General features: G+C 39.5%; 28 protein-coding genes and 1 pseudogene. 8 read left to right on the top strand and 21 right to left on the bottom strand.

Annotated elements, in window-relative coordinates:
- The first annotated feature begins 8 nt into the window (after positions 1-8).
- Positions 9-1,199 (top strand): amidohydrolase, encoded by a 1,191-nt coding sequence (locus MHB40_RS11395; protein ID WP_342534629.1) that lies wholly within the window; start codon positions 9-11, stop codon positions 1,197-1,199.
- Positions 1,200-1,299: 100 nt separating this feature from the next.
- Positions 1,300-1,572: a hypothetical protein gene (locus tag MHB40_RS11390; RefSeq protein ID WP_342443548.1), complete on the top strand. Its 273-nt coding sequence runs from the start codon at positions 1,300-1,302 to the stop codon at positions 1,570-1,572.
- An 838-nt stretch (positions 1,573-2,410) separates the two neighbouring features.
- On the opposite strand, the gene ccsB is transcribed toward MHB40_RS11390, so the two are convergent.
- Entirely contained in the window at positions 2,411-3,580 is a 1,170-nt protein-coding gene (ccsB, locus tag MHB40_RS11385) for a c-type cytochrome biogenesis protein CcsB (protein WP_342534628.1), read from the bottom strand.
- A 363-nt stretch (positions 3,581-3,943) separates the two neighbouring features.
- Here ccsB and MHB40_RS11380 point away from each other — a divergent pair, with 363 nt between their 5' ends.
- On the top strand, positions 3,944-4,681 hold the full coding sequence (locus MHB40_RS11380) for a class I SAM-dependent methyltransferase (protein WP_342443546.1): 738 nt from the start codon (positions 3,944-3,946) through the stop codon (positions 4,679-4,681).
- A gap of 14 nt (positions 4,682-4,695) precedes the next feature.
- Here MHB40_RS11380 and MHB40_RS11375 read toward each other — a convergent pair whose 3' ends face one another.
- From MHB40_RS11375 to MHB40_RS11365, 3 genes are read right to left on the bottom strand one after another with little or no spacing between them, the layout of a single operon-like run.
- Positions 4,696-5,127 carry a GNAT family N-acetyltransferase gene (locus tag MHB40_RS11375; protein ID WP_342443545.1) on the bottom strand — a complete coding sequence of 144 codons (432 nt, stop codon included), beginning with the start codon at positions 5,125-5,127 and terminating at the stop codon, positions 4,696-4,698.
- Positions 5,124-5,612 carry a GNAT family protein gene (locus MHB40_RS11370; protein ID WP_342443544.1) on the bottom strand — a complete coding sequence of 163 codons (489 nt, stop codon included), beginning with the start codon at positions 5,610-5,612 and terminating at the stop codon, positions 5,124-5,126. The genes MHB40_RS11375 and MHB40_RS11370 overlap by 4 nt, the downstream gene beginning before the upstream one ends.
- Positions 5,609-6,196 (bottom strand): SMI1/KNR4 family protein, encoded by a 588-nt coding sequence (locus tag MHB40_RS11365; protein WP_342443543.1) that lies wholly within the window; start codon positions 6,194-6,196, stop codon positions 5,609-5,611. Before MHB40_RS11365 ends, MHB40_RS11370 begins: the two co-directional genes overlap by 4 nt.
- A 200-nt stretch (positions 6,197-6,396) precedes the next feature.
- Between MHB40_RS11365 and MHB40_RS11360 the strand changes: the two genes are divergently transcribed.
- Positions 6,397-6,948: a GNAT family protein gene (locus tag MHB40_RS11360; RefSeq protein ID WP_342443542.1), complete on the top strand. Its 552-nt coding sequence runs from the start codon at positions 6,397-6,399 to the stop codon at positions 6,946-6,948.
- A 51-nt stretch (positions 6,949-6,999) separates the two neighbouring features.
- Here MHB40_RS11360 and MHB40_RS11355 read toward each other — a convergent pair whose 3' ends face one another.
- Both MHB40_RS11355 and MHB40_RS11350 read right to left on the bottom strand, forming a co-directional pair.
- Entirely contained in the window at positions 7,000-7,557 is a 558-nt protein-coding gene (locus MHB40_RS11355) for a histidine phosphatase family protein (RefSeq protein WP_342443541.1), read from the bottom strand.
- A 13-nt stretch (positions 7,558-7,570) separates the two neighbouring features.
- Positions 7,571-8,104, bottom strand: a complete 534-nt coding sequence (locus MHB40_RS11350; protein ID WP_342443540.1) for a hypothetical protein — start codon at positions 8,102-8,104, stop codon at positions 7,571-7,573.
- A gap of 518 nt (positions 8,105-8,622) precedes the next feature.
- Between MHB40_RS11350 and MHB40_RS11345 the strand changes: the two genes are divergently transcribed.
- A complete protein-coding gene (locus tag MHB40_RS11345; protein ID WP_004230265.1) occupies positions 8,623-8,793 on the top strand; it encodes an aspartyl-phosphate phosphatase Spo0E family protein in 171 nt (56 codons plus the stop codon).
- A gap of 169 nt (positions 8,794-8,962) precedes the next feature.
- Positions 8,963-9,436, top strand: coding sequence for a hypothetical protein (locus MHB40_RS11340; RefSeq protein ID WP_342534627.1), 474 nt, complete (start codon positions 8,963-8,965; stop codon positions 9,434-9,436).
- Between the two features lie 123 nt (positions 9,437-9,559).
- Here the strand turns inward: MHB40_RS11340 and thrS are convergent, their stop codons facing one another.
- The 10 genes from thrS to MHB40_RS11290 all read right to left on the bottom strand — a co-directional run bounded on the left by thrS (position 9,560) and on the right by MHB40_RS11290 (position 16,139).
- Entirely contained in the window at positions 9,560-11,476 is a 1,917-nt protein-coding gene (thrS, locus tag MHB40_RS11335; RefSeq protein WP_342443538.1) for a threonine--tRNA ligase, read from the bottom strand.
- A gap of 372 nt (positions 11,477-11,848) precedes the next feature.
- Entirely contained in the window at positions 11,849-12,079 is a 231-nt protein-coding gene (locus tag MHB40_RS11330) for a hypothetical protein (protein ID WP_342443537.1), read from the bottom strand.
- Between the two features lie 14 nt (positions 12,080-12,093).
- Positions 12,094-12,450, bottom strand: coding sequence for a hypothetical protein (locus tag MHB40_RS11325; RefSeq protein WP_342443536.1), 357 nt, complete (start codon positions 12,448-12,450; stop codon positions 12,094-12,096).
- 12 nt (positions 12,451-12,462) lie between these two features.
- Positions 12,463-13,059, bottom strand: a complete 597-nt coding sequence (locus MHB40_RS11320) for a hypothetical protein (protein ID WP_342443535.1) — start codon at positions 13,057-13,059, stop codon at positions 12,463-12,465.
- 121 nt (positions 13,060-13,180) lie between these two features.
- The gene (locus tag MHB40_RS11315) at positions 13,181-13,687 is read right to left on the bottom strand and encodes a hypothetical protein (RefSeq protein WP_342534626.1); all 507 of its coding nucleotides are present in this window, start codon (positions 13,685-13,687) and stop codon (positions 13,181-13,183) included.
- A 124-nt stretch (positions 13,688-13,811) separates the two neighbouring features.
- On the bottom strand, positions 13,812-14,276 hold the full coding sequence (locus MHB40_RS11310) for a hypothetical protein (protein ID WP_342443533.1): 465 nt from the start codon (positions 14,274-14,276) through the stop codon (positions 13,812-13,814).
- Between the two features lie 47 nt (positions 14,277-14,323).
- The gene (locus MHB40_RS11305) at positions 14,324-14,809 is read right to left on the bottom strand and encodes a GNAT family N-acetyltransferase (RefSeq protein WP_342534625.1); all 486 of its coding nucleotides are present in this window, start codon (positions 14,807-14,809) and stop codon (positions 14,324-14,326) included.
- Positions 14,810-14,824: 15 nt separating this feature from the next.
- Positions 14,825-15,172: a DUF3147 family protein gene (locus MHB40_RS11300; protein ID WP_342534624.1), complete on the bottom strand. Its 348-nt coding sequence runs from the start codon at positions 15,170-15,172 to the stop codon at positions 14,825-14,827.
- Positions 15,172-15,570, bottom strand: coding sequence for a MarR family winged helix-turn-helix transcriptional regulator (locus tag MHB40_RS11295; RefSeq protein WP_205443259.1), 399 nt, complete (start codon positions 15,568-15,570; stop codon positions 15,172-15,174). Before MHB40_RS11295 ends, MHB40_RS11300 begins: the two co-directional genes overlap by 1 nt.
- An 86-nt stretch (positions 15,571-15,656) precedes the next feature.
- Complete coding sequence (locus tag MHB40_RS11290; protein WP_342534623.1) at positions 15,657-16,139, bottom strand: hypothetical protein; 483 nt, start codon at positions 16,137-16,139, stop codon at positions 15,657-15,659.
- Between the two features lie 148 nt (positions 16,140-16,287).
- On the opposite strand from MHB40_RS11290, the gene MHB40_RS11285 reads away from it, so the two are divergent.
- On the top strand, positions 16,288-16,623 hold the full coding sequence (locus MHB40_RS11285; protein WP_036080739.1) for a hypothetical protein: 336 nt from the start codon (positions 16,288-16,290) through the stop codon (positions 16,621-16,623).
- Between the two features lie 39 nt (positions 16,624-16,662).
- On the opposite strand, the pseudogene MHB40_RS11280 reads toward MHB40_RS11285, so the two are convergent.
- Positions 16,663-17,640, bottom strand: a pseudogene (locus MHB40_RS11280) (HD domain-containing protein).
- On the bottom strand, positions 17,630-18,277 hold the full coding sequence (locus MHB40_RS11275; RefSeq protein ID WP_342534622.1) for a class I SAM-dependent methyltransferase: 648 nt from the start codon (positions 18,275-18,277) through the stop codon (positions 17,630-17,632). The pseudogene MHB40_RS11280 and the gene MHB40_RS11275 overlap by 11 nt, the downstream one beginning before the upstream one ends.
- A gap of 1,293 nt (positions 18,278-19,570) precedes the next feature.
- Here MHB40_RS11275 and MHB40_RS11270 point away from each other — a divergent pair.
- A complete protein-coding gene (locus tag MHB40_RS11270; RefSeq protein WP_342534621.1) occupies positions 19,571-20,224 on the top strand; it encodes a FusB/FusC family EF-G-binding protein in 654 nt (217 codons plus the stop codon).
- A 63-nt stretch (positions 20,225-20,287) separates the two neighbouring features.
- On the opposite strand, the gene MHB40_RS11265 is transcribed toward MHB40_RS11270, so the two are convergent.
- Genes MHB40_RS11265 through MHB40_RS11255 form a run of 3 tightly spaced genes read right to left on the bottom strand, consistent with a single transcriptional unit; the run spans position 20,288 to position 23,725 of the window.
- Positions 20,288-21,343 (bottom strand): Ger(x)C family spore germination protein, encoded by a 1,056-nt coding sequence (locus tag MHB40_RS11265; RefSeq protein WP_342534620.1) that lies wholly within the window; start codon positions 21,341-21,343, stop codon positions 20,288-20,290.
- Complete coding sequence (locus tag MHB40_RS11260; RefSeq protein WP_342534619.1) at positions 21,321-22,412, bottom strand: GerAB/ArcD/ProY family transporter; 1,092 nt, start codon at positions 22,410-22,412, stop codon at positions 21,321-21,323. Before MHB40_RS11260 ends, MHB40_RS11265 begins: the two co-directional genes overlap by 23 nt.
- Entirely contained in the window at positions 22,409-23,725 is a 1,317-nt protein-coding gene (locus tag MHB40_RS11255) for a spore germination protein (RefSeq protein ID WP_342534618.1), read from the bottom strand. The genes MHB40_RS11260 and MHB40_RS11255 overlap by 4 nt, the downstream gene beginning before the upstream one ends.
- Positions 23,726-23,768 lie beyond the last annotated feature (43 nt).

The following is a 23,768-nucleotide window of genomic DNA, read 5'->3' as shown; positions in this document are numbered from 1 at the left end:
GTTATTAAATGACAACATTACAACAACAGTTAGCAGATTTATTAAAGCAATATGAAGAAGAGACGATACAGCTTCGTCGTCATTTCCATGAAAATCCTGAGCTTTCCTTTGAGGAAGTAGAAACGCCGAAAACCATTGCAGCCTTTCATCGCGCATTAGGTCATGAGGTTCGGGAAGGTGTAGGTGGCAATGGTGTTGTGGCGAAGCTCGTTGGTGGTAAACCAGGCAAAACAGTAGCATTGCGCGCAGATTTTGACGCCTTAGCCATTACGGAAGAAACCAGCTTACCTTTCCAGTCGAAAATTAAAGGGCGTATGCATGCTTGCGGGCATGATGGACACACAGCTTCCCTGTTAATTTTAGCGAAGGCGTTCAACCAAATGAAGGATGACCTAGAAGGAACAATCGTCTTTATCCATCAACATGCTGAGGAGCTTGCGCCAGGTGGAGCAATTTCGATGATTAAGGATGGCTGCTTAGAAGGTGTAGATGTGATTTTTGGTACACATTTATGGGCACCCTCTGATCTTGGTAAAGTCCAAACAGCTAAAGGGCCATTAATGGCTGCAGCAGATGGCATTTATATGACGATAAAGGGCAAGGGCGGCCACGGTTCAAACCCAAGTGATACCAAGGATTCCATTGTCCTGGCAGCACAGTTTATAACAAATTTACAGCAGCTTGTGGCACGTCGTATCAACCCATTACGTCCAGCAGTAGTGTCGATTGGGCATATCGAGGCATTAAACCCCTTCAACGTCATTGCTGATCAGGTGTACATGAAGGGTACGGTGCGCACTTTCCACGAGGAGGAGCGTCTTTTGCTAGAACATGAAATCGAAGAGCTCTTAAAGGCCACATGTTATTTAACAAAGGCAGACTATGAATATGAGTATGTGCGAGGCTATCCACCTGTTGTGAACCACGAAGCAGAGACTGACCATATAATCGCGTCCGCAGAGAAAATTGCAGATGTAGAGTCTGTTGAAATTGTTGATCCGAATATGGGTGGTGAGGACTTTGCCTATTTCTTAGAGGAAATCCCAGGGGCCTTTTTCTTCACAGGAGCAAAAAATCCTGATTGGGAGGAAGTCTATCCTCACCATCACCCGAAATTCGATATCGACGAGCGCTCATTACGAATTGCCGCCAATGTCTTAGGCCAAGCAACCTTAGACTATTTCGCAAAGAATCATTAAAAAAGAGCATTACGAAGTGCTAAATGCATTTCGTAATGCTTTTTTCGGTTGGTTATTTTAAGTAAGAAGAAAAGGCAGATCAAAGAGGTTTTCTCACTGGTTGGAGCGGTTACCTTATTGGGTAGAGCGCTTTTCCCTTACTTTGGAGCGGCTTCCTTACTGGGGGGAGCGCTTTTCCCTTACTTTGGAGCGGGTTCCTTATTGGTTGGAGCGCTTTCTCCTCACTTTGGAGCGGCTTCCTTACTGGGTAGAGCGCTTTCTCTTTATTTTGGAGCAGCTTCCTTACTGGGGGGAGCGCTTTCCCCTTATTTTAGAGCGACTTCCTTACTGGGGGGAGCGCTTTCTCCTTATTTTGGAGCGGTTACCTTATTAGATGGAGCGGTTATCTTGAAAGTTGGATCACGTTGCCCTTACTTGTGAGTTGTTTCCGCAAAATAGGTTCACCCAGTATGATTCTCTCGCTGGGTGGATCACTTTTCACTCGACTACTCTTCAAGTAGGATCACCTCTCAACCTTTTTCGAGAGACTACTCCTCTAGTAGGATCACTTCTCACCCTTTTTGGAGCGGTTACTCCTCCATTAGGATCACTTCTCACCATCTTTAGAGCGACTCCTTCTCAATTAGGATCACCTCTCACACATTTAGGAGCGGCTTCTCCTCAATTAGGATCACTCCTCATCCTTTTTCGAGAGACTACTCCTCTAGTAGGATCACTTCTCACCCTTTTTGGAGCGGTTACTCCTCCATTAGGATCACTCCTCACCATCTTCAGAGCGACTCCTTCTCAATTAGGATCACCTCTCACACATTTAGGAGTGGTTACTCCTCCATCAGGATCACTCCTCACCATCTTCAGAGCGACTACTCCTCCATCAGGATCACTTCTCAACCTTCTAGGAGCGGCTTCTCCTCAAGTAGGATCACCTCTCACCCTTTTTAGAGCGGTTACTCCTCAATTAGGATCGCCTCTCACTCATCTAGGAGCGGTTACTCCTCAATTAGGATCACTTCTCAACCACCTAGGAGCAACTACTCCTCAATCAGGATCACTCCTCACCATCTTCAGAGCGACTACTCCTCCATCAGGATCACTTCTCATCCTTTTTAGAGCGACTACTCCTCAACTAGGATCACTTCTCACCCTTTTTAGAGCGACTACTCCTCAATTAAGATCACTTCTCACCTTACTTCAGAGCACCCCACCTTCAGCTAGGCATAAGAATGTAAGCCGGCGATGACTAGGTTGACAAATACTTGGTTGAACACGATGATGCCGAAGCCGATGATGGCCAACCAGGCTGTTCTCTCGCCTTCCCAGCCTTTGGATAGGCGGAAATGGAGGAAGGCTGCGTAGAATAAAAAGGTAATTAATGCCCAGACTTCTTTCGGGTCCCAGCCCCAATAGCGACTCCAGGCAATTTGGGCCCAAATCATGGCGAATAGTAGGCCACCTAATGCAAATAATGGGAAGCCGATGACAACAGCGCGGTAGGATATTTCGTCCATTAATTGTGGCTGTACACGGCTTGTCCATGGCTTTAATAAGGCACTCACTGATTTTCTTGTGATTAATCGAATGACACCATATAAAATAGTACCAACGATAAATGCCCAGACAATCGAGTTTAATTTCTTGGCGTCTATTTTGTTTGTGATTTCGACTACACCTACTGCATCACCTTTTTCGGTGACGGCACCTTTATTAACAATCAGGGGCATCATGGCGTAAGTGGCTTGTTCTTGCTGTCCCTGTGCATTATCGAATTGTACCTGTACCTCTTCTGTGGCAACGCTGAAAAAAGTCGATACGCCGATAAAGCCAATGACAACCACCAAACAATACAACACAAATTCAAGCCCGTATGTACTGATAGATTTTTGAGAAACATCCAGTGTTCTTAATAAATAAATCAAACCTGTGGCAAAGGACACGGATAAAATGGCACTAGAAAAGGCCACTGTCATGACATGAATAGTTAACCAGTGACTTTGCAGAGATGGAACAAGCGGCGATACTTCCTTTGCGAAAACGCTTCCATAGCCAAGTATGATTAGTGACACAGGAATAGTAAATAAGCCAACTACGATTTGCTTATATAAGAAATGGATAATTAAGTAACTTCCTGTAAGCATGATGCCAAAGAACGTCATAAATTCATACATATTGCTGACAGGTGCATGGTCAACCGCTACCCATCTCACAACAAAGTATACGAGCTGTAGGGCAAAGGCTAGATAAGTGAGCAGTAATCCTAGCTTACCGAACATTTTCCTCTTCGATTTGACCGCAAGCCCTAATGGCACAATAGCAATGAGCAGTAAAATAAAGGCAATAAATAAGGCATTGCTACTAATGGATAATAAACTTTCTTGATTCAATAGAATCCCTCCAACGTCTCTTTTTCGGAATTTGCTTCCAACTACTAAGAACGTTACAGATTGCAAGAAGTGCCATGTTTTCCCTTTAAATATTTTTATTTTGAAGAATTGTTACATTTTTATGACATATAAGGAAAAGGAGTGAAATGAATAGAAGAGTCGTGGTAGGAAAATCATTATGTAGAAGGATTTGCAAAGACAGTATCCCATTAAATGGAAATAAACTTCATCTAAAAATGATATGCCTCTATCTACATCCTACAAAAAATTGTAATAAAAGTCTATTTCTTTTTATCTCTACATGGGACAATAGTGATGCGCACAATTGACATAACGTTATGTTTCATCAACTGGAGGCTTTTAATGAAACAAAATATTTATGATAATCCGATATTTTTTCATCAATACAAGACATTGAGACAAAAAGCATATAATTATAATCGTCTTTTAGAGCAGCCCACTATGAAGGCCTTACTTCCACCTTTGACAAATTTACGGGTACTTGATATTGGCTGTGGTATGGGTGATTTCGCCAAGTATTGTATCGACCATCAAGCCAAACATGTAACCGCATTAGATGTTTCGAGCAATATGCTGACCATTGCCAAGCAGGCGCATGCTCACCCTCGAATTGACTATCAGCTACAGGCAATAGAGGATTACGAAGCACCCTCGAATAGCTTTGATTGTATAACCAGCTCCCTATCGCTTCATTATGTCAAAGATTTTGATGCGGTAATTGCTGAAATCGCTCACATGCTTCGTCCTAACGGTGTATTTATTTTCTCTGTGGAGCATCCTATTGCTACAGCTCGTCACACAACGGAAGATAATTGGATATATGATGACCATCATCACCGTCTGCACTACGCCGTGGATCATTACCAGGATGAAGGCTTGCGTGAGCAAACATGGTTGGTGAATGGGGTTGTCAAATATCATCGTACCTTAGCAACAATGGTTAATACATTGATTGCTCATGGGTTAACAATTGATAAAATCGTAGAACCGATTCCAAGTCAAGAAGCCATTCAACAGCTTCCTTCCATTGAAAAGGAGCTACGCAGACCGTCCTTTTTATTTATCAAAGTAAAAAAATAAACGAAAGCCTCACCCTATGTTTGTGGTGAGGCTTGTTTCATATAAATCATTTCTGGGTCTCCCACATCTAAATTGTCAATAAAACCACTTTTGACAAAGCCTAGGTTGTGAAAAAGCTGTTGCATCCGCTTATTGGACTGATTTGTAGAGGAGAAAACTTTTGATGTTTTAGCCATGTTCATATAAGCCATCATTAAGGCAGACGCAACGCCTTTTCTGCGTTCGGACGGCTTGACAATGACTAAGGAAATAAAGCTATAGCCAAAAAAGTCATTGCTAAATAGCAGAAACCCCGCAATGGTATCGGCGGATTGGTAGAGCAAACAGCGTTTCTCTTCGATAGCTTGTTGAATTTCTCCCTCTCTGGATGAATCACCAATCACTTCTTGATCGATTGTACAAAGTGCTTGTAAATGCTCTCTTTTTGCTTCGATTATATGGTTCAATTTTTAACCTCCTTCAAATAATAGCTCATCACCTTTAGCTCCTCTTGAAGTCCCTGTGCCTGTCTGCCTTCATCGACAAAGCCGCACCGCTTATAAAGTTCCTGTGCCGCTACATTTGGCACATTCACCCCTAGCACCAGCTCATTGATGTGCGGGAAATGCTTGCGAACAAAGTCAGGTAATAAGTGGAGTGCCGTTTTGGCGTAGCCTTTTCCCTGCTCATAAAAATCGGTGGAAAAGGAACGGATTAATAGCGCCTGTTCATTGGAGGAGTAAGGCGTCACCCCTTCTTTTTCATGTAAGACAAAGAAGGTAACTAGCTTGTTACCGTCCATTGCTAAAATAGCATGTCGACTATTATCCTGCTTAGCAAGTTCAATGCTCTCTTTTGGAGACTTTGTATAGCGGAGCTGCTCTTCTGTTAGCGTATATTGTTCCACTAAATTCTGTGCCTTGTCCTCATAGAAAATGAGCAGCATGGTCATTCGAATTCCTCCTCGTAAATAGCGGTGAATTCATAGTCTCCCTCTATAAGTTGCTGTAAATAATCCTCAAAGGAAGCCACGATCACCTCAAAGCTATCAGGATCATGCACATAACGAACCACCTGACCAACTTGCCCTGCTTCATTTGGCGTAAAATCAATATATAGGCTCGATGTTCCCCCATTATTCATACAATCCGCAAAGCATAAACGTTCATTTAATGGGACATGCATATTAATCTTTTCATCTACTTCAACATACGCTAAAAATTCCTGATAGCGCTCATGAATCGTTTCACGCTTGTCATGGTAATCTTTTACGATTTGCTCCACCGATTTTAAATAATACGGGTAATCCCCTAAATCAGAGCCTAGTACTAGAACACTGATGGTTTCTTGCCCATGCTGACAATAATAGGTACCATTGACATCCTGTAATAGTTCAATCAACGCTTGTGGGCAATTCGGAAATACTTCTAACAAAGCCTGAATTTGTGCATCTGAAGCACCAACAGCCTGTTGTAATTGTTGCTGCTCCTCTTGTGGTAAGTAGTGTAATAAATTCGCAAAATAAGCTGTACGCATCTTAATCCCTCTCTCTCTTTAACTATGTCATATTTTAACATAATTTCTTCCATTCTCTTAGTTCCTCATGCTACTATGGAAGTATGCACAAAAAAGGGGTGGGTTTATGAGTGTGAAAGATGCAGTAGACGTGAAAGTATTACAAACAATCGATGGGTTGTAACGCTACTTGCAGCCCTTATACAAGGGAGAATACAATAATGGAACACTATTTGAAAACATTTTTAACGGGTCAATCAATCATTTTACAGCAAATGACTTCTGCTGACCTAGAGGCTTTTATAGCCATCGAAAGCGAAATCACCTCTTTGCTACTTGCTAATGATGAGATTCCCTTTCCACAAACTGTAGAGGATCACACCACTTTCTTTAACAGTATCAGTGGGAAAAAGGAGGAATTCTTTTTCGGCATTTATGAAAAAGCGTCCCATCAGCTGATTGGCTCCTGTGCCGTTTATTCAGTGAATTGGCAAAACAGCACGTGCTCTGTGGGCATTTCAATCGGAAAAGAGTGGCACGGCAAGGGCTATGGCACAGATGCAATGAAAACGCTTATTGATTTTATATTCCAATATATAGCTGTTCAGAAAATCAAGCTTCAGGTTTTTAGCTTTAACCCAGCAGCTATTCGCTCCTATGAGAAATGCGGCTTCACAAAAGAAGGCATTTTACGCCAAGAAATTTTCCGCTTCGGTACATTCCATGATGTAGTAGTATTTGGCCTCTTACGCTCCGAATGGGAGAGAAATTAACTGAATAGCACAAGAGAGATACTATGCTTGCTGTAGTATCTCTTTTTTTGTTCAGACCTCTTGCGACACACGTGTTACTTCCTGTAAGGATAGCCCTTGAAAGGATAATCGATAGATATCTGGCATACTTAACTTTTGCCAAAATGCGTAATCGTACTGGACATCAAAATAGTGCATCATTAACACCATGATATTGCCATGTGTACCGATCACGACAGACTCCTGTGGATGCGTGAGAAGGATGTTTCGCAAACTTGGAATAGCGCGAGCCATCGCCTGTAGATTGGACTCCCCTCCCGCCCATGCAAAGCTTGGCTCATGCCATACCCGCTGAACTGCTGCATGAAAATCCTCCAGCACACCACTAGAAAGCTGTCGTTCTTTTAAAGCATCTATCGTTTGGACGGGTAAATGACGAGCCTGTGCAATCCCCTCCACTGTTTGAATGGCTCTTCGATAAGGACTAGCATATACCACATCGATTCGTTGATGTTTCAATAGATTTGTGACACGCTCTGCATCTCTTTCCCCCTGAGCAGATAGTGGACGATGATATTCATCCGCTGAATAATAGGCATGTGCGTGTCTAACAAAATAAATTTCGGTCATCTGTTTCTCCTCTTTAATCTTTAGCTAAATGAATCTTCCAAATCCCCTCTTGCTGCTGTAGAGCATATGTTTTGATGTAGCGCTGACTCCCAACGGAAATTTCCAGTTGAACAACCTGCAAATCGGGGGTGCTCGATTCATTAACAGCTATTCGATCATAAAATCTATACATGAAATAGGTAACGAGCAAATCACCTGCGAGTGAATCCGTATAATATTGCTTAAACAATTCTTTTGTGGGGAATGCATCATTGCTGTAAGTAATCGCATATAATGCATCCATACGAGGTTCCTCCACTAAATCAAACATAATTAGCAGCATTTCCTCTGGCGAAAAGGTCTCCAAATGACGAATTTCTCCATCGTTTAAAAATGCTTGATAGGCCTCTCTTTTTTCAAAAGATAAATCCGCTACATAGCTAAATTCAGTGGATGTTGATGTCGTATCCATGTCATACACAATGGTCGGTTCCTGTAAGGGCTCCTCCCCTTCACATGCCGTTAGCAAACTTAAAAAAGCAATGATTGAAACCCGTTTTTTCATCATGCGCTTCATCACCTCATCTTCCATCCATTATTCCATTAATTTCAAAAATTCTCAACATTTCACCAAACATAATGAAATGTCCACATTTCTAAACAACATAAAAGGGAATTTGCTAAAATGTGACAAGATACGAATTTCAGGTAAAATTATCGGAAAATTCAATCTCTAATTACAACTTTTTTCTTAGTATAAAAGACTTAAGACTTCTCTTTTTTTGCCTTAATCTTTTCTAAAATAAAACAAGTGAATAACCCTATCCAGCACATGAATAGGGTTTTAAGTCATATATTCAATTCAATAAAAGGGAAATTTAGCAGTAATTTTTATCTATAATAATCAAATATTTTCAATCAAGTTAAATAGGATGAAGTACCTTATCTATGACTAAATTACGAATTTGATAAACGAAACACAATATGACATTTTTTTTAATATAAGTGATATACAATGAAAAAGTTGAATCGAGGTCATACAAATTTATTTCAAGAATATGGATAAAAAATTAGGAGGAAAATATCTTGGTTAACTTATTACTTAAACAATTCTTGAAGGCGGAAATTGAGATCAAACGAAGAATTATGTATAAAAAAGCAAAGGATCTTGGTTTCACCCACCCGATTGTAGTAGATTACAGTCAAGAATTGGATGTCTTACTTAATAGATATTTAAAACAAGCACAAGCTTCCTAATCATAACGAGGCATATAATAGAAGAAAGAATAGATATGATAAAGCCGAGCCATGTTTTATTGGCTGGTTTTATCGGGGATGATACATGCATTCACCTAGCCATTTCTCTGGATGTATAGAGAATGAAAAAGTAGGCGATGTTTTTGATAAGAAAACATTTGGAGGTTGAATGATGCACATATTCATCTTAACTTTTATGGTTGTTTCCAAAATATTAATGCCACCTCAACATTCAGTAGACCATACAACACCCACACTTTGCACACCAACTGAAATAAATACACTATATCAATACCCAAACAACCAATTTCAATCGTTTCGTGATGAGGACAAATTTTATCAGCAGCTTAATCGTGCGATTTATGAAGAATATGCCAATGCTTCATTGAATATTCGTCAAAAGATGGCTTTTAAAGATGTGGCAAATGCGACAAAACGTTTTTATTTACAAACAAATGGTAAACAGGAAACAATAGACCTCTCTCAACATACTTTTATTCATCCCAATCGACAAGTTTATTTTTTAGCATCCTTTCAGCACAATTCCGATGAATCCTATCGTAAGTTTCTTGTCATCGACGCTGAAACACAAGAAGTCATAGTGGGACATTCGCTTTTTCAAGAAAGTTCCAAGCACCTTTAATTCATTGTATGCACATCACGTAGATTCTAGTAGTCATTTCAAAAAAATAGAAGTAAAAATTTCTTAACATTTAAAAAGCTTGCGATGAATGACGAACATTCAAAGCAAGCTTTCTTTGCTGGCTTAAGCTAAACTTTTTTGTTGAATGGCTGCTGTTACTTCTTCTATTAATTGCTGTAGTGACTTATCAGTGGAATCTTGCTGACCATGTCTGCGAACAGCTACACTTTGGTTCGCTACCTCCCGATCCCCAATGACTAAAATATACGGTATTTTTTGCAATTGGGCTTCACGTATCTTTTTACCGAGCTTTTCTTGGCGCTCATCTAATTGCACACGGATTCCTGCCTGTTGTAAGGCTTCTACTACCTGCTTGGCATAGCCTTGGTGTGCCTCTGCTACACCAATGACTTGCACTTGCTGTGGTGCAAGCCAAGTTGGGAATGCTCCGCCAAAATGCTCGATTAAAATACCTAAGAAGCGATCAATCGAGCCAAACACTGCACGATGGATGACAACCGGTCTCACCTTTTCGTTGTGTTCATTAATATACGTTAAATCAAATTTCTCTGGTAGCTGGAAATCAAGCTGAACCGTTGCACATTGATGACTGCGCTGAATCGCATCTTTAATATGGATGTCAATTTTCGGTCCATAGAAAGCCCCATCCCCTGCATTAATTGTATAGGCAATGCCTAAATTCTTGAGGACATTTTCCAGTGCCGCCTCCGCTTGATTCCACAATGCCAAATCACCCATATAATCATCTGGTCGTGTCGATAATTCAATCGTATACGCAAATCCAAAGACATTGTACACTTCATCAATAATATTTAATGCAAGCGCAATTTCATCCTCAATTTGTTGTGGTGTTGCAAAAATATGGGCATCATCCTGACAGAATGTCCGTACACGTAATAGACCATTCAAGGCGCCACTAAATTCATGTCGGTGCACTTGCCCGAATTCTGCCATACGAATCGGTAAATCCCGATAAGAGTGGAGGGCATTTTTAAAAATCAGCATATGTCCAGGGCAGTTCATGGGCTTTAAGGCAAAGCTTTGGTCATCTACCTGTGTGAAATACATATTGTCCTTATAATGATCCCAGTGACCCGACTGCTCCCATAGTCGTTGGTTCATCATCAATGGTGTTCGTACTTCCCTATAGTCAAATTTTGCTTGTAAATGGCGCAAATACGATTCCAGTTCATTGCGTATAATTTGACCGTTGGCTAAATAGAATGGCATGCCAGGTGCTTCCTCCGAAAACATAAATAACGATAGCTCTTTACCTAGTTTGCGATGATTCCGCTTTTCCGCTTCCTCCAAAAAGACAAAATGATCATGCAGTTCTTCTTTTGTGGCAAAGGCAACGCCATAAATACGCTGAAGCATTTGGTTATTGCTATCACCTCGCCAGTATGCGCCCGATACATGCATTAATTTAAAATGCTGTAACTTGCCTGTAGACGGTACATGTGGACCACGACATAAATCGTAAAACTCTCCCTGCTCATAAATCGTAACTAGCTCATCTGCAGGAATTGCCTCCAACAGCTCGAGCTTTAACGCATCATGGGCGAATAATTGCTTCGCTTCTTCACGTGAAACCTCGTGTCTATGAACCGGTATATTTTCCTGCGCAATTTGTTTCATTTTCTTTTCTATTTGCTGCAAATCACTCGGTGTCAGTGTATCTGCAATATCGATATCATAATAAAAGCCATTTTCAATGACTGGTCCTACTCCAAATTGTGCATGAGGATAAAGTCGTTTAATTGCCTGAGCCAATAAATGGGCTGTAGAATGGCGAATGACCTCGATCCCTTCCTTTGAGCTTGCATCGTACAATGTAATTTGAGCATCTTCCATAATCGGGCGCGTCAAATCAATGATGGTTCCGTTAACACTCCCTGCAACTGCCTTTTTGCGAAGTTCTGGACGAATCGCTTGTGCAATATCGGTTAGTGTCACACCTTTTGTAAATGCTTGCTGTTGACCATCTGGAAATTGAATGTGAATACGTTGATTTGACATGTTCTCTACTCCTTTTTTAGTAATAAAATCAATTACACCTCGGCATAATTGTGTAGATAAAAAAAACACATATCCGCCCCTAAGAAGGGACGAGTATGTGTTGATTACCCGTGGTTCCACCCAAATTCCCACTAGTTTACGTGCTAGTGGCTCATTGATTTTGCTGTAACGTCGCAAAAACGGTGCAAGTTTCCAAGCACGGCTCCAAGGTAGTAAGATGGGATTACGACATTAGGAAGCTTGCAGCCAAGGCCTCCCTCTCTAAAAATGCTTCATCGAATCTCTTGTCCTTTTCATTGCCCATTTCATTTTTGTATGAAATTGTTAATTACTATAACGAATAGTGGATTCTTTGTCAAACACTAAAAAAATTTAGCGATGGACTGGCAATGGGCGTTCTGGACGTTGTACACAGTAGTGACAATTCGGGTCATCACATGCCTCCTCCTGCCATTCATTACATATCGCACAAAAATAACTATCGAATGAGTCATCATAGATTATGGAACTTTGACAAGCAGGACATTGTTGCTTTTTTTGAATTGCTCCGCTGATCTCTAGTCCATCAATGATCACTACATCCCCACGCTGCTCAATTCGCATATTATTATTATCTCCTAATGATTTTTCACATCTAAAGCCTCACTCTCAGATTGCCATTTCATCTGAATCTTTGGCTTCGCATCTCGTTTAAAAATTTTCTCGCTTTCTTTTCTTGTGAATGAATAATACCCCTCTTTAGTTAACTGCGCATCATCCAATGTTTGGGATTCCTTTGCCCCTTCGATCGTGATTTGTAAAGGTCCCAAATCATTGTGATCGCCGAGATAAAATAAGCGCAATCCCTCATCCCCATTACTATGATAGATGGCTTTCCAATGTTCACTTTTGGCGATATAGTGAATCTCCTGCTCAGCACTTTGACAGGCCGTTAATAGGATGACGAGTACCATCGGAAAAATCCATTTTTTCATTGAACATTCCCCCTAACCTTGTATGGTGACAGCCCATCCTGTAGGCTTTTCTTCAAAGACATCTTCGTATTCTGTAAAAACAAAATGAAGTCCCCTTATATCATCTGGCAAGGGTGGTGTCACAACATACGTACTGCTTTCATGTCCATTTGTGCCACTTGTACCTTTACTACGGCATTCATAGGACGCATCGATGAATAAACCCAAATGATTTCGTTCTAATTTTTGCTGAATCGTTAGCTGTGGTTCTTGCTGCTCATCCCAATCGATTAATAATTGCACCACACTTGCATTGTCATATTGACGAATATAGGAAACCGTATACAAACGCTCTTTCTTTTCTACCGTTTTCAACACAGGGATATAGTGACGGAAGCCTGTTGGTTCTACCTTTGGTGTATAGTATTTTTCTGATTTCATCAACTGGAAAAACATCGCTAAATAAGTGTCATCGAAACCATATCGCTGTGCCCATTCCGAAATGGTGTCATCCGATGGAAAGCCTGAAGTATGACTAGATTGCGCTTTTCGTTGCTTTAAAAGTGCACATATTTGCTCATCTATTAGAATAAGCCTTGAATCATTGTATTTGCTTTGTTGTTCGGACATCTATATCCTCCTCCATCCTGCAAGTCCTTCTTCTTTCTATACGTTATTTTCCCCAATTGGTTCCATAAACAGCCTATTTTTACTTGTAAATACCAAAAAAGCTACCCAATACATTGGATAGCTAATTCGTCACCGCATCATTGTGCCAGCTAGTTGAGTCTGATAATTGATATGTAACCATATTGGCTGTAACAGCGAGAATAACACCGGCTCTAGACATATGAGAGGCATTTGGCTCTTCCAATACAAGGACCACATAGCCCTCTCCTCGCCCTTGCTCATCAATGGCATTCGCCGCATTGATTTCAAAGGTGGAATACGTTTGCTCATTCGTCGCATACAGAATTCTTTCATCATGATACACGCCATGTTCTTTTAGATTATAGCTGACAGGCATCCATCCTTCAGACCATTCAATACTGCCTATCATCTCTCGTTTCCTTTTGGCAAGCCGTCCAATGGAATACGTAAAATATATTTTCATAATCGCTTGATTGTCTTCATTTTTCCCTTCACAGGTGGCTGTCACTTCAAGCATAATATCGTTTTTCGAAAGTTTTTTGATAAACACTAAAGCCACAGTGATAACACAGATAAATAGTACTATACCCAAGATGATAAATGCCATTAGGTCCCTCCTAGTATCACAATTGCTGTTACTACAATATTACCATGACTTAGGAGGGATAGGAGTTTTTCACCAAACAATCTTAGGAATTGACACAGCCATAAAGGATAAGACAAAATTTGATTTATTTGTTGGCTTGAAGCTCAGCAATTAGCGTAAAAGGTATTTTTAAATACTCATAGTGAATCGTTACTTTCTTGATAGCAGCTGCTTGAACTTGAACAGCGTAGTGCTGTGGCTGCTTGCCAATGGCCTGTTGGTCTATGTATTTATGAGGCAAAATGGTTCGCTGTGAAAATTTATGAAAAGAAATATCACTATTTCCCTCTAGCTTTGTTTCTGCCTCAAAAGGTTCTGACTTACTAATTACAAGCTTTGCGCTATCAGGAAGCTGATCATTCACCAGTATTTGCTTCAGCTTAATTTCACGCAGCCCTGTATTTTCAAGTGCAATGATTTTGACTGCTTCATTGCCTTGTTTAGTGGTGAAGCTTTGCATGACCAGTGGTGGATTGCTTTTGAGATAAATCATAAAGATTGCTCCGACCACAAGCACACTCAGTACTAAAATAAATAGTATTTTTTTCATACTTTCCCTCTCTTTCCTCCCAACAGTATAACAAAAAACAACCTGACTTATTGACAGTCAAGTTGTTTTTGTAAACGTATTTCATCTCGTATTGGAATACCGTCATCACCAATAAGTGGGATAGAAGGCTTATAGGCTCTTGCTTTTTCAACTGCATTACGCAGTATTTCGATTAAACAATAGCCACGTTTTTGATAGAATTTCAATGCATGCAAATTATCGTTTGTTGTAATGAGTGAAATGCTTGTACAGCCCTGCTCCATTGCTGCTTGTTCTACCGCTTTCACAAGAGCTGAACCGATGCCTTTCCCCTCAACCGTACTATCTAACGAAATGATTTCACAGTCCTCTTCCCGCACGATATAGGTGATTAAACCGATCATCGTCTGTTGCTCATTCATAAAAGCAAAGCCCGCTAATTCACTACAGTCATAAATACCACTGGAAATGACCATCTCCGTTGAACCCCAATGTTCCTGAAAAAACTGGCGAACATGTTGGTTTGGTACTTGATGTATGGCAATAATCGTCATTTTATAAACTCCTTGTTAAATAGAAATATGAAAAACCCCTGCAATCGCTTTTTGTATGCCTAAAAATACAGCCCAAGACAGCACACCAAGACCAATAGCTAGTACAATATGCATGGAGGATTTCATCGCCATGTAAATCACAAATAGCATACACATTGTTGCTGGCAAGCCAACGATAACGCCCGCTGTAAAGCGCTGAATATGCTCACTCGACTCACTTTGCACCGTCAGCCAAATAATACTTAAAATACTCACCAATGGCAACGCTGCAATAATGCCCCCATAGGTAGGAAATCTTCGTGCTACCTCCGTCACAACGCCAATGATGGCAGCTGAACTCAAAATTTTAAAGAATGTATACATTATTTTGCCACCTCACTTAGACGTCGAAATGCCTGTAGAATGGCTTGCTGTTCCTGTTCAGTTAGCTGATTAAGTGCATGCTGTAGCTTATCATCATCTAGCTCGGAGTTTTTCTTCAGCACTTGTAGCCCCTCTGCTGTCAAATGCAACATGACCTTACGCTGGTCATCACTTGCACGCTCCTTCATCACCCAGCCGTGACGCTCTAGCTTTTTCACATGCTCAGACGCCGTATTAGGAGAAATGTTTAGTAACCCCGCAATATCACGCACCGTCACTTCCGCTTCCTTTTGAATCATTTGCAAAATACGCACGCTCTGATGGGAAATAACATCTTCATGTGTTGTATGTAGATGATAGAATATCGTTGTAAAATAGTCATTTATCTCTTTAATCATCGTATTAACTCCTTTAATATATCGATCTATGCGATTATATCGTATTTTACGATATATTAAAAGTTCCCTCGTTAAAGTTTATATTTTCAGATATTTCTCTTCAGTAACCTGAGTATTTGATAGCCATCCGAGGGTAATCCTGCATAAGGCTTATACCAGTTTGGATAGATTAGCGGGATTGCCGTCGCAAGAAATTGAAAGGTATTCAAATAAAAAAGCCCATTGAAAAAATAGTGTATCCCTGCATAAGCAGCAAAATAACGGGCTAGATAGCTGGCAATAAGCAACAGCAATAAAGTCATAATAGGACCACCCGCCATAAATCCGAGCATTTGCTTGCGTCTTAAGCTACTCCCCTTTTGTAGCGTACAATAGCCAAAAAATCCCCATCGAATATGGAAATGCATGCGACCTATACGACCGTTTTCAGGAAGATTTTTTGCACCTAAATAAACATGGACTCGTTCCTTTGAACATACTATAACGCCTAACGCATGGCCGATTTCATGCAACAGCGTGGAGAATGGTATGCCTACTACATATAAAAGCATAAAGGATAGTATGGACATCACTACTCACCCCTTCACAAATCTTCTATCTATTTTTCATAAACAGCTATCTTTCTGCGCATCTTGCTAACTATTATCAAGAGGTACTTGTGGGCACTTCCTTTCTACAGTATTATGACTCTATTCTGAATTTAATTGAGGGCATCCTATGTTATACTTTCTCTATTTTTTAGTAGGTGGCACGATCATGGTGCTAGCGCTGCTACTCAGCCAATCGAAATATTTATTTTTGTCAGGTATCATTACGGCCTTACCGATTTTGACGCTCATTAATATGGGCATGCAAATGAAAAATATGAAAGAAGATACCTTTCATACCGTCCTACAAAACACGGTATTTGGAGCGGTTGGCATGCTGTTATTTACTGTGCTCGCATTCCTCCTAACAAGCTGGTTTAAACCAGGCATTTCCGTTATGAGTGCGCTTGCAGTCTATGCTGTATTTATGCTTTCTGGTAAATATATTTTGTCGATGTTTGCCTAAAGAAAAGGAGCTGCCTTTTGACAGCTCCTCATTGATTACCTATCTTTTGATCATTTTCACGTAAACACCTTGCTCAAACCGTTCCATCGCATAGGCATTCATTGTTTTGACTTTGTCAGATAGATCGCTCGCCTTCCATAGTCGCTGTTGATGATAGACAGCTGGATCGATGAGTCGCACTTTATTCCGAAAATGAATGTCATGGTTCTCTTGCTCCTCTCTTACCTCTACATGTTCATGTAATTGTTGTAAAAGAGCTAGAACGTCCTGATCATGTGTAGCCCTCATTTGCCCCAGTAGTTCAAGATCAGTCTTTTGGAAATCATTCAGTGTTAGAATTTGTTTTTCGAGTGCTAGCTTTAACACATCCGCTAACGTACTAGTCGCATAAACATTTAAAGGGTGCAAGAAAAAATCCAACACTTCCTGATAATAAATTTTCACAAACCATTCTGCACGCTCAATCGTTTGAACACATAGTTTCCCCTAAAAAACAAATAAGTCTTGTAAAAATTTTTGAATATCTTCTATGGCAGCGTGGCCATAAAAATACATATCTCTTAATGTATAATCTATGCGATCCGCACACAATGCCGGAGCAGGTTGTTCAAGTAACGACCACCTTGATGGATCAAGTAAAATGTTCTCTTCCTCGTAGCCATATTTTTCAAGAATCGCAGGTATAGAAGACTGTTTGATAACATCCATGAATAGCTCTTCATGATAATCTTCCGCCTCATTCTCCAGGACCACATCCACAACATGGGAAAAAGCGGTATGGGACACATCATGCAATAAGCCTGCCACCTGCTCCTCCAGTGACCCGCCAAACTGTCGAATAAGCAGCATGACGCCTATCGAATGCTCAAATCTTGTAATAGTCCACCGGCTATTTACTAGAAAGCCTGCTCCCGCCTGATGAATTTCTTTTAAGCGTTGAACGGGCTTACTTAAAATCAGTTCCTCTAACACACCATCTATTTCGAATTCCCCATATAGGGCGTCTCTAATCAGCATTTATACGCTTCCTACTTATCACAAAAACCCCACCACAATGCGATATTGGGTAAAATGCTAATTGACAAATTTCCTGTAAGGTGTTTTTTAGCTCCTCGTGGACAAAGTAAAATTCATCCTCATCCCAGTACCCCTTGCTATTTTGACGGCATTGCTCCAGCTGCTCTCTTGTAGAAAAAGCAACATCGCCAATTAATAGCTGTCCATTCGGCTTTAGGTGCTGTAATAATTGCGTGATATACACAGCCTTTTGCTCATCTGTAAAATGATGTAGCGCATACGTACTAATAATCGCATCATAGGGCTGCTGTAATAGCTCCTGTGGCAAGCCATTCGTTAAATCCCACTCCATTAAGTGAGCCTCTGGCATTTTTTCCTTCGCAATGGCAATCATGTTCGATGAAAAATCAAAGCCATAAATCGCGTGCCCATGTTCATAAAGCTTTGCCGTTAATACCCCTGTCCCAAAGCCAATATCTAAAACCGTAGAAGCGGGAACAGCCATCACTTCATTGAAAATTTTATTTAAAATCGCTTTATAGCCTGCAAATGGATATTGATTACTTTCCTCACTGTGTTGAACCGTTTGATCATATCCATCGGCCCATAAATCAAAACCTTGTTTATTTAATAGCATAGTGCCTCCTACAATGTATAAATTCTCCAAGCATTCATTATTTTACGTGCAGTCATCTGTTTCATAATAAATCCCCCTCCATTAACCAATTCAGTCCATTATACCAATTTTTTACCTATCTAACAATTCAGAAAATAAATACATAGTGGCTTTTTGTAATGTGAAATATTCTATTTTTTACTTATATCTATTACCATTCTAGATAATATTCTATTATAAATCCCCGAAATATTACCATATTTCATTTATTACGATATAATAATTATATTGGGTAGTTAACCTACAAGAAGGAGATGATTTAATGCAAGTGACAAACAAAAAGGGATTATTATGGATTAGCATTATAGTGACTTTGTTGTCCATTTTCTTTGTATCCTATGGTTCTAACAAATTTGGAGCCCCTTTTCAATTTATAAGTTACATCGGTGAAAATGAGTTATCATCCGCATTTTCTTTATTTACCAAAATTGGTATTACTCAAATTCACTTTCATATACTTAATTTCTTTCTAGATGTTACACTTATTTACTTTATTCTTTCTTATGGTAGAAAAATAATTAGTTCATTAAAATTAAGCAAACAATCCTAATTTTTTTCTTAAGATGCTCTTCAATCGCAGGACTAACGCACAATTCCATAGATTATGAGCATAATAAATTTTATAATAATAAACAATTGCACTTTGATGACAAAACTAAAATGTTCTCATAAAAAAACGCGCACTATCGTCGTACCCGATTTATTTATGTGTGAAATAAAAGCATACGCGATACACCCTACAAAAATCAGCAAAACAAAAGAAAAATGAATAGTGTCCTGCATATACTGAAGATGGAACTTATTATATACAAACAATTTCGGCTACCCTGTTTTCAATGTCCAGGGAATGGTCAAGATTTGTTAAATTAAACGATTTGAAAGAGATAAATTTGCATGTCCTTCGCATCTTAGGCCATTGTAAATGGATTAAATTTCAAAACAATTCAAGAGCAATTAGGGCCATCACATGTTACTATATCTATAGATACTTATGGTCACTTGACTGACTTGAAGATGTTTAACAAATTAATGTAAATTGGTCACCTGTTTAATTCAACCTATTATAAAACCCATATAAATCAACGTTTTCTTTAAAGGAGGGATCGAAATGATCGCATTCACTTGTAATGCATGCTCTAGAACGACTTCTTTAGGTCAAAGAGGTCAAGATTAAGTTATACAACTAACAGAAATTGAATGATCTCTTTAGGCCAAAAAGTAAAAAAATAGCCTAAGAAACAGGAGAGATTTCAAATGGAACAACAAACAATTCAGCCGTTTTTAACGGTTGCCAACTATCATTTACTCGAACAGCAATTAAATAAAATTTTACATGCACTGACGACAACAAAGGATAAAGACGTTATCCTAGCAGTACGTGGCCTTGTAGATACGGAGGTAACGACAAAATTAGCATTATCAGCTGCGGAAACAAAGCTGATTGAACAGCTTTTTGCTATCACAGATCGTGCACAGGGTGAGGCATTTTTAGAGCAATTAAAACCCTATGTCATCCCGTTCAAGCCAGTGACAGCTAGTACGCTTAAAACCTTATTTAAAAAGGAAAAGAAGCTCAAGCTACCAAATCTAGAAGCACTCGATTTCCAGCAAATTTGTTATCTTGCTTGGGATGATGCTGGCACACATCGAAAATATGTTGTCCTTGAGCAAAATGGGCAGCTAAAAGGAATCAAAGGGCTATTTGCCAATAACACGGTTCGCGGCATTTGCGCTATCTGTAATCGCCATGCAGATGTTGGCTTATTTACTACGTCCATTAAAGGGCAGGTGGTTGGCACATTTACCAACCACAGTAATTACATTTGTGCTGATAATCAAACATGTAATGAACATGTTACAGATATGAACAGAACAGTGGAATTTTTCGAGCGTATCACACAAAAATAAATGAACAAAGGCAGAAATGTTGTGCAAGCAACGTTTCTGCCTTTTTTTCTCTGTGACCTTCGTCTAATCCACACCTACATGTACCTGAAAATCCACCTTCAATCGAGGATAAAAGTCCTCTCTCCAACTCTTTAGTTCTTGATAGGAAAGCTGTTGTCGGAAAAGTTGACCAAATCCGAAAAGATCCGTTTGATTGGCCTGCGCTTGTTCAAACATATCATAAAACCGTTTTTCGATAAGCTTCGTTAGCTCCTTCGTAATTTGCTCATTGGACACATCTTTTGTGCGCTCTAAAATCGCTATTTTTAATGTTAAATGACTTGTCACAGTGGGTATGCCATTCTTCAACGAGGCTTTATTTTTAATGGCACTATTGATCACCATCATACTCGCCAAATCAAAGCTTTCTACTTTCCCCTTTGCATTGAAGTTTTGAAATAGCTTAGTTAGCTGACTTTCATCTGGATTAATCTTTGCCATTAATTCACCATTTTTCAAAACGCTAGAGCCCTCATAGACTAACACGGTATCGTTTCCAGCACGTACAACTGGAATTATCATATCTTTTGTGTAGGAGTACAGACTTCGGTATACTTCCCAAATATGAACGCTTGTTATCTCAGGCGCCCACCCTGCCCCTTTGTTAAAGTAATTATAAATGGAGGTCGCATTCACCCCTAATTTATCATTAATGTTGGAAAGAACTTTATCGATTTTATCATCCGTAATGGCTACAAGAGCTCTTGAAGGGATTTCCTCTGAGTGCATTAAAAATTCAATCAGCTCCCTCATTTCCTGTTGATTAGCTGCTAGGTTGCTTTGAATAATAATTAATTCAATATGCGAGTAATCCACCGCTTCTTCAGAGTTTGTTCGAACTTGCCCCAACACCTTTAATACCGTTTCAGCTTTCCCTGTAACAATCCTCGATACTTCATTTTCTTTTTGTGTAATTGGAATTTGTAGTGTCACTTGATAGTCTCCATTTTCCTTCGCAATGCCAATAACCAAGGGCAATAATCGTTTATCTATATCTTTAACATCCCAGCACCCACCAAGAAAGGGTAAAAGAAAAAACATACATATAATCAATGTTTTATAAGGATGATTTTCTTTCATCGCTCGTCCCCTTTCTCTTGATCACAACGCCATAGATGTAAATCGTTATCGGGAGAATTAGCATAAAATAAACCTGCGCCCCTCTATTCCATAAAATCAGCGTATTTGTCCAAACTTGATTTGGAATAAATAAACCTGCAATATAGCCGATAATTGAAAAGATTATAATCCATAGGGCTGATTTTACGCGTAGCTTGCTGAATAATTTCTGCATAATTTGACTAATCATCCATAGCATGACCGCATTAAAGATCAGCATAAAGCCAATCGAAGAAATACCAAAGAACATCGTTTGCCGATTAAATGCAAGCCACCGAATATCCACTGAATCCATCGCTATGACAAACGGTAAGGACAGGGTAACGACAGTTTCTTGCCCAAAAATAAAAAGCGGAATATAAACAAAGGCTAAATAAAGGATGATGACAGAAAACCAGGCTATCAAAATATCTCGAAATACCAATGGTTTGTTAGAGACCATAAATCCTAAAAATAAAAATGCTGAAAATCCCATGAGATAATAGAACTCCATATCTAATAAGAAATCAAACGATGCATCCCTAATAGGGAATCCATTATGAAAATCAAAATTCACAATGGAAGAAAAACTGATGAACAATATAAAGGGAATAATCATGAAAAAAATAAACACAGAAGACCGCAATATTGTCCCTAAACCTTTTGTAGCTGTATAAGCCGAAATAAAATAAAGCAGTAACGCTATCGGCCAGTGAGGTGTCCGTAGCAAAAATAAGGAATTAATCACCTCTGTATACGTACGGATATTAAGCGCAACAAGTACCGTTAAATTCAGGACAAATGGAAGAAGGATGACGAAAGCAATCAGCCTCCCCATTTTTAAATAAATATCTACAATATCCTCATTCGGAAAATAATTTAACCCTTTCATATAGAGCAAAATTAATAGTAGCTGCAAAACACCCTGACACAAAACAACCAACCAATGGCCCGTATCTGTCAACTTATAGATCAGCTCAGGATAAAGTAAAAAGCCAAAGCTTAAATGAATAATAAAGAAAACAATCGCGATTTGAAACCGATGTGTCACTTCGTGTCCCCTTCTCTTTTCATATGGAATGTCGTATAGGGAATATGGAATGAGGTTAAACTTGCTAAATAAATACCCGTAAGCGCTAAACCAGTAAATATACCAAGAATGCCGAAAATCGATGCTAAAATTAAAATCGGGTATTTTAGTAAGCGTATATAAAGAGAGTTTTGAATACCCGCAACAACTGAGCTGGAAATCACAATAGCCGTAATGACAATCACTAAGAGCGTACTGACTAATTTCGCTTCCACCATGGCTTGACCTAATATGACGCCACCTACCATGGAAATAGTCGGCCCAATACTTTTAGGAAGTCTAACAATAGCCTCCAGTATTAAATCAATTAATACGACCATGATGATCGTTTCAAGCAAAGCGGGTACAGGAATCCCTTCTCGACTTTTCGCCACAAATAAAGCAAGATCGAATTTGAATATCTCAGGATTAACAGATACTAATGCGACATACAATGCTGGAAGGATAAGCGTCAATACAGCACCTACCACGCGAAGAACTCGAAGCATAACGGATAATATATAGGGGAAATTCCGATCATTCACAATACTAAACATATCTAGCAATAGATGTGGAAAAACAAGGGCAAAGGGATAATTATCTAATAAAAGGACAATTCTATTCTTCTTTAAGGAATGAATGGCCTGAATCGGCACTTCTGTCGGAAAAAAATGACTTACAGGGCTCCATTTGCGTAAACCAAAATGCCTATTAAGGTCATCAATGGATTCAATATCCGTGTCAATTTGCTTTAATTGCTGATTAACTTTTTCGACCAGATCATTTGGTGCTCTTCCATTAATATATAGCATGGACAAATTGCGTTTTTCTAGCTCACCCACTTGAAAGGAACAATGCAATAGCCTGTCTGTTTTCAGTCTTTTTCTAATAAGCCCCACATTTGTATTCAAATCCTCAACAAATGCATCCATCGATGCTTGTATAGGACTTTCATTTTTCGGTTCATCAATACTTCGTGTTAAATTAAGGGCAACTGGATCGACTATCGCGTTTCGTTGATCCTTTTGTATTACGAAAATCAGCTTCCCCTCTAACACAGCGTTGACCATCTGTTCACTCCCCACATCCAATCGATCGCTAAGATTTGTCAAAAGCTCATCTACGGAAGCAGCAGAACTAGCCATTTGCCGAATGTATTGGTTAGACTTTGGATAATCAATCAGTGTTTTAAATCCCATAAGATAGATAACCGTTTGATGTATAAGCTCTTCTTCAATGAAAAAATCATCGTGATCGGCAAATTTAGACCTCATTTCTACCATCAAATTTTCCATTTGAGTCCCTCACGATCATCGAATTTTTCTTATTTTGAGAGAT

The sequence above is a fragment of the Lysinibacillus sp. FSL K6-0057 genome, assembly GCF_038630885.1.
Taxonomy (GTDB): Bacteria; Bacillota; Bacilli; order Bacillales_A; family Planococcaceae; genus Lysinibacillus; species Lysinibacillus fusiformis_F.
This window is presented reverse-complemented; position numbering and strand designations above follow the sequence as displayed.